The organism is Falsiroseomonas sp. RANM36 (genome assembly GCF_056682175.1).
The window spans coordinates 142,515-147,867 of record NZ_JBWXTD010000007.1 but is presented as its reverse complement, the minus strand read 5'-3'; the positions used below and the strand labels follow the sequence as shown (position 1 = coordinate 147,867).

Here is a 5,353-nt window from a genome sequence, read left to right as displayed (position 1 = left end):
AACAACCCGCGCCCGCGTTGCGCGGGGGGGGGGGGGGGGGGGGGGGTGGGGGGGGGGGGGGGGGGGGGGGGGCCCCCCCCCCCCCCCCCGACGGATCAGCCCGATACAGGCCAGAGCCGCTCACCGCCAGGGCCGCGCACCTGCTCGGCCCAGGCGCCGCGGACGGCATCGTGCACCGAGGTCGGCAGCGGGATGTATTCCAGGCTGGTCGCGGCCTGCGCACCGCTGCGGAAGGCCCAGTCGAAGAAGCGCATGGTGTTGCGGCTGCCCGCGACGCGGTCTGCGACCGGGTTGGTCGGCAGCAGGATGAAGGTGGGCGTCACGATCGGCCAGACTTTCTCGCCGTTCAGGTCGATCAGGTCGGCCGCAAAGCCCGGGCGGCTCCAGTCCGCCTGTGCCGCCGCCGCCTGGAAGGTCTCCATGACCGGGCTCACGAAGCGGCCGGACTTGTTGCGCAGCTGGGTCGTGATCAGCCGGTTCACGGTGGCATAGGCGTTCTCGGTGTAGCCGATCGCGCCGGGCGTGTTGCGGACCGCATTGGCCACGCCCTCATTGCCGCGGGCGCCGTTGCCGACCGGCCAGCGGACCGAGGTGCCCGCGCCCGGGCCCTGCTGCCATTCGCTCGACACGCGCGAGAGATAGACGGTGAAGGTGTTGGTCGTGCCGGAGGCGTCGGCGCGGTAGGCGACGCTGATCGGCAGGCCGGGGATCCGGATCTCCCGGTTCGCCTCGGCAATCCGCGCGTCGTTCCAGCGCGTGATCTTGCCGAGGAAGATGTCCACCACGAGTTCCGGCGTCAGGCGCAGCGCGTTGTCCGCGACGCCCGGCAGGTTCACGATCAGCACCACCGACCCCATCACTGTCGGGAACTGCAGCAGGTTGCGCTCGCGCAGCTGCTCCGCCGAGAGCGGCGCGTCGGAGGCGCCGAAATCCACCGTGCGGTTGGTGATCTGGTTGATGCCGCCGCCGGAGCCGATCGACTGGTAGTTCAGCTGGATGCCGGTGGCCTCGCGCGCCTGGGTGCCCCAGCGCTCATAGACGGGGCGCGGGAAGGACGCGCCGGCGCCCGTGATGGTGACCTGCTGCGCGCGCGCCGGGCCGCTGGTCAGCAGGGCGGGCGTCATCATCGCCGCGCCGGTTCCGAGCAGAAGGGTCCGCCTGTTCACTGCATTTCACTCCGGTGTGGTTGATCAGGCTCCTGCTGTCGCAGGCGGCCTCTCGGGTCCGGAGCTTCTAGGCGCGCGGAAAGACCTCCCTATTGCAAAATGATGAAGGTTCGATGACGACGACCTCGACAAGTGAGGCTGTCATCCGGATGTCTGGCCGTCCGGCTCGCGCCTCTTCAAGCGAGAAAGCGAAGCGGACCCGCATGGCGGCTCGGAAACTGCGCCGAAGCAAGACGGCAGAGCGGCGTCGCCGCATGCGCATGCGGTGGGGCCGCTCTAGCCCTCGCCGTCGGCAACGCGGAACTCGGTCCGATTCCAGCCATCCTCCGTCCGGCCGTAGCTGCGCACCTCCGCCATCTTCCTGACCAGCGACAGGCCGAGGCCGCCGACGCGATCATCGTGCAGGGAGGGAGGGGAGGCCGGATCGGACGTCCCGCGCGGATCGAAGGGGGCGGCGGCATCGTCGAGCCGGAGATCCACACCCGCGCCGTCCCACCGGACCGCGATCCGCGCCGGCGGCGGATCGGCCGCGAATCGCCCATGCATCCGCAGGTTCGCGATCATCTCGTCGAGGACGAGACGCACCTTGTAGCGGATGCGCGCCGATGCGCCCGCCTGCTCGAGAAACGCCTCCACGCGCGCTTGCGCGTTCTCGAGCCCGGCGGGCTCGAGAGGGCATTCCACCTGCAGCACGGGAGGTCAGACGCCGATGCGGGCAAGCGCTTCCTGCTCGGTGTCCACCAGCGGCAGCACCTCGTCGAGCGCCATGGCGGAAAGCACCTCGCGCACCATCGGCTGGGCGCCGAACAGCACGACCTTGCCGCCGCGCCGCGTCACGACCCGCGCCGCGGAGAGCAGCAGGCGGATGCCGAGGGAGGAGAGGAACTCCAGGCCCGTCAGGTCCAGCACCGCGTTGCGACCGGTGGCCGCGACGGCGGCGGTCAGCGGCGTCTCGACATTGCCGACCGTCACCGAATCCAGCCGGCCAACCAGAACGACCTTGTTAGCCGTCGGACCCAGCTCCACGAGTTCGAAGCGCACAGGCCATCCTCCACGATGCGTCTGCAGGAGCAGAGCACAGATCTGCAATCCTTGCATGACGTTTACATGGACGAATGGTGGCGCATCAACCCTGGCGTAGCCGGCTTTCCGCCAGATGGTCGAAGCGATGGCGGTAGGTGCCGAGGCCGAGGGTCTGGCCGCGCAGTTCCAGGATGAGGTCGTGCAGTTCGGCGGCGGGCACCATCGCTTCCACCTCGTCCCAGCCGGGGCGGTCCTGCAACTCGGCATAGCCCAGGATCTGGCCGCGGCGGCCGCTGAGCAGGCGCTGCGCCGCCGGCGTGAAGGCGGCGGGCACCAGCACCGCCACATGCTCGACCGGCTCCAGCAGCACCGGATCGGCCTGCGCCAGCGCCTCCTGCATGGCCATGCGGGTCGCCGTCGCGAAGGCCATGTCGGAGCTGTCCACGCTGTGGAACCCGCCATCCACCAGCGTGACCTCGATGTCCACGACGGGATTGCCGAGCGGCCCCTTCCGCGCGGCCTCCTCGGCGGCTTCGGCGCAGGCGGGGATGAACTTCCGCGGGATAGCCCCGCCGACGATGCGGTCCACGAAGCTGAAGCCGGCCCCGCGCGGCCGCGGCGCCACCTCGATCGTCACGTCGGCGAACTGGCCATGGCCGCCGGTCTGCCGCTTCAGCCGCGCATGCTGGCGCACCTGGCGCCGGATGGTCTCGCGGAACGCCACCTGCGGGCGATGCGTCTCGAGCCGCAATCCGCCCGAGAGCCGGTCCACGGCCGCGCGGAGGTGCTGCTCGCCCTGCCCGCGCAGGACGGTCTCGGCGGTCTCGGCGACCTGCTCGATGGCCAGCGACGGATCCTCCTCGGCCAGCCTGGCGAGGGCGGCGGCGAGCTTCACCTCGTCCTTGCGGTCGGCCGGCTCGATCGCCAGCGCATAGGTCGGCCGCGGCGGTGCGGGGAAGGGAACCGCCTCACCGCCCAGCGTTTCGCCGGTGGCGACCGCTTCCAGCCGCCCCAGCGCGACGATGTCGCCGGCAGCCGCCTCGGTCACCTTGGCCGCTTCGCCGCCGGGGAAGCGCCAGATGCCACCGATCCGCTGCCCGCCGAGGCTGCCGCCGTCGCGCAGCGCGCCGCGCCAGACCCGGACATGGGACAGGCGGCCCGCATGCCCGGCATGCACCGTGCGGAACACCTGGGCCAGCGGCTCATCGCCGGCGGCGATGCCGCGTCGCGCGGCGGTTTCCGCGACATCCGGCGCATCGTGGCGCAACGCCTTCCACAGCCGCCGGACGCCTGCCGCGTGCTCCGCCGCGCCCAGCAGGACGGCATCGGCATGGCCCGCTGCTTCCTCGGCATGGAGCGGCGCATAGAGCGCCGCGGGTTCCGGCGCGCGGTCCTCCACGATCGTCTCCAGCAGCGCGTCGTCCGCATCCGCCAGGGCCTCGGCGAGGGCGGCGCGGGCTTCCGCTTCGCGCCCGCGCATGGCCTCCGGGAAGGGCGCGGGCTCGGAAGCCGCGCCGTCCCGCCAGCGCCAGGCGCGTTCCGAGATGAGGTCCACATAGCCGACGATCCGCTCGCCCTCGCGCCACGGCACCTGGCGCAACAGCAGCCGACGCCCCGCATGCTCCTGCAGCGCAGCGACGCAGTCGCGGATCTGGCCGGCGAGCGCATCGAGCTTGTTGACGAACACCAGGGCGGGAATGCCCGCCTCCTCCACCATGCGCAGCGCGGGCGCGGCCATCGCGGCGCGCGCCGGGTCGGGCTCGACCACCACCACCGCGATGTCGGCGACCGCGAGCGCGCAGGCGGCCATGTAGCCGAGCTCGATGGAGCCCGGGCAGTCCAGCAGGGTCCAGGCGTCGCCGAGGAAGCTCGTCTGCGCGACGCGCGTCTCCGTCCCCGGGACATGCGCTCGGCCATTGCCGGCACGCCGCGGCGTCTGGCCGGTCGCGGCCAGCATGGCATCGAACAGGGTGGACTTCCCGCTGCCATAGGGGCCGACCAGCGCGGCGCATCTCGGGCCATGCTTCGGGGTCTCGGACATCGTGCGCCTTCCTCCGGGGCCGATCCGGGATCGGCCTTCGTGCTTGGGCGGCATCCCCTGTCGGGCCAGGGACCCGCCGGGGAACGATACCGCAGGCGCGCGCCAGTGCGAGCAAAAACCGCGCTTCGGAACCGATCGGCTATCGCGATGCGAGCATCGCGCGGGCATGCGCGGCCAGGGCGCCCGCGGTGGCGATGTGGAGCCCCTCCCGCGCGGCGAGGTCCTGCAGGCAGGCGCGCAGGTAGCGGATCCGGTGCGGCGCGCCGAGCATCCAGGGATGCACGCCGATGCCGAGCACCCGCCCGCCGCGCTCCTCGGCCAGCAACCGATCGAGCGCATCGCGGACCAGCGCCGGCCAGTGCCAGACCGGCACCCGGCGCAGCCAGAGCGTCTGCACATCGTCCCATTCGCCCGGCGGCGGCAGGGCGAGCAGGCCGGATGCGTGCAGATAGGGCTCGTCGTCATTGGCCCAGTCCAGCGAGAAGGCGAAGCCCGCCTCCGCCAGCAGGCGCGTGCTGCGCGCCGTCGCCCCATGGTCCTGGCCGAGCCAGCCGGTCGCGCCCGGCCAGACGCGCGCAAGCCCGTCGCGCGCCTGCGCGATGTGGTCCCGCTCCTCCGCCTCGCTCATCCGCGACGTCACCATGCGGCTGGCCGAAAGGCCGTGCGCGAGCGGCTCATGCCCCTGCGCGGCGCAGGCGGCGACCAGCTCCGGATGCCGCTCCGCCGCAAGGAGATTGACGGCGACGCTGGCCTGCATGCCCGTCGCCGCCAGCAGGTCGAGGATGCGCCAGGCGCCGATCCGGTTGCCGTATTCGCGATAGGTGTAGCCATGCCAGTCGGGCGTGCCGGTGAAGAAGGCGCCGCGGAAGCGCGGATCGCGATGCGCGTCTTCGGGGGGCGCGATCTCGGTGTGCTCGAGGTGCAGCAGGACGTAGGCGGCAACCCGCTTGCCGCCCGGCCACAGGAAGTCGGGCCGCGCCGGCTGGGGCAGGAAGGGATGGATCGCGTGGTCGGGGCCGCGCGGCGTCGTCATCGCGCGGCCGCCCCCCGCGCCGCGGCGGGGGGGCGGGCGGGGGGCCCAACCCCCCACGCCCCGCCCCGGGGGGACCCCCCCCCCGCGGCG

The 5,353-nt window shown here is 72.7% G+C and carries 5 protein-coding genes; all 5 read right to left on the bottom strand.

The window, feature by feature from the left end:
• Positions 1-95: 95 nt before the first annotated feature.
• Positions 96-1,166: a phosphate ABC transporter substrate-binding protein PstS gene (pstS, locus tag AC1MIR_RS24830; protein WP_480030851.1), complete on the bottom strand. Its 1,071-nt coding sequence runs from the start codon at positions 1,164-1,166 to the stop codon at positions 96-98.
• 276 nt (positions 1,167-1,442) lie between these two features.
• Complete coding sequence (locus AC1MIR_RS24825; protein WP_480030850.1) at positions 1,443-1,859, bottom strand: ATP-binding protein; 417 nt, start codon at positions 1,857-1,859, stop codon at positions 1,443-1,445.
• Positions 1,860-1,865: 6 nt separating this feature from the next.
• Positions 1,866-2,207 carry an STAS domain-containing protein gene (locus tag AC1MIR_RS24820; RefSeq protein ID WP_480030849.1) on the bottom strand — a complete coding sequence of 114 codons (342 nt, stop codon included), beginning with the start codon at positions 2,205-2,207 and terminating at the stop codon, positions 1,866-1,868.
• A gap of 85 nt (positions 2,208-2,292) precedes the next feature.
• Positions 2,293-4,230: an elongation factor G gene (locus AC1MIR_RS24815; RefSeq protein ID WP_480030848.1), complete on the bottom strand. Its 1,938-nt coding sequence runs from the start codon at positions 4,228-4,230 to the stop codon at positions 2,293-2,295.
• A gap of 139 nt (positions 4,231-4,369) precedes the next feature.
• Positions 4,370-5,263, bottom strand: coding sequence for a polysaccharide deacetylase family protein (locus tag AC1MIR_RS24810; protein WP_480030847.1), 894 nt, complete (start codon positions 5,261-5,263; stop codon positions 4,370-4,372).
• Positions 5,264-5,353 lie beyond the last annotated feature (90 nt).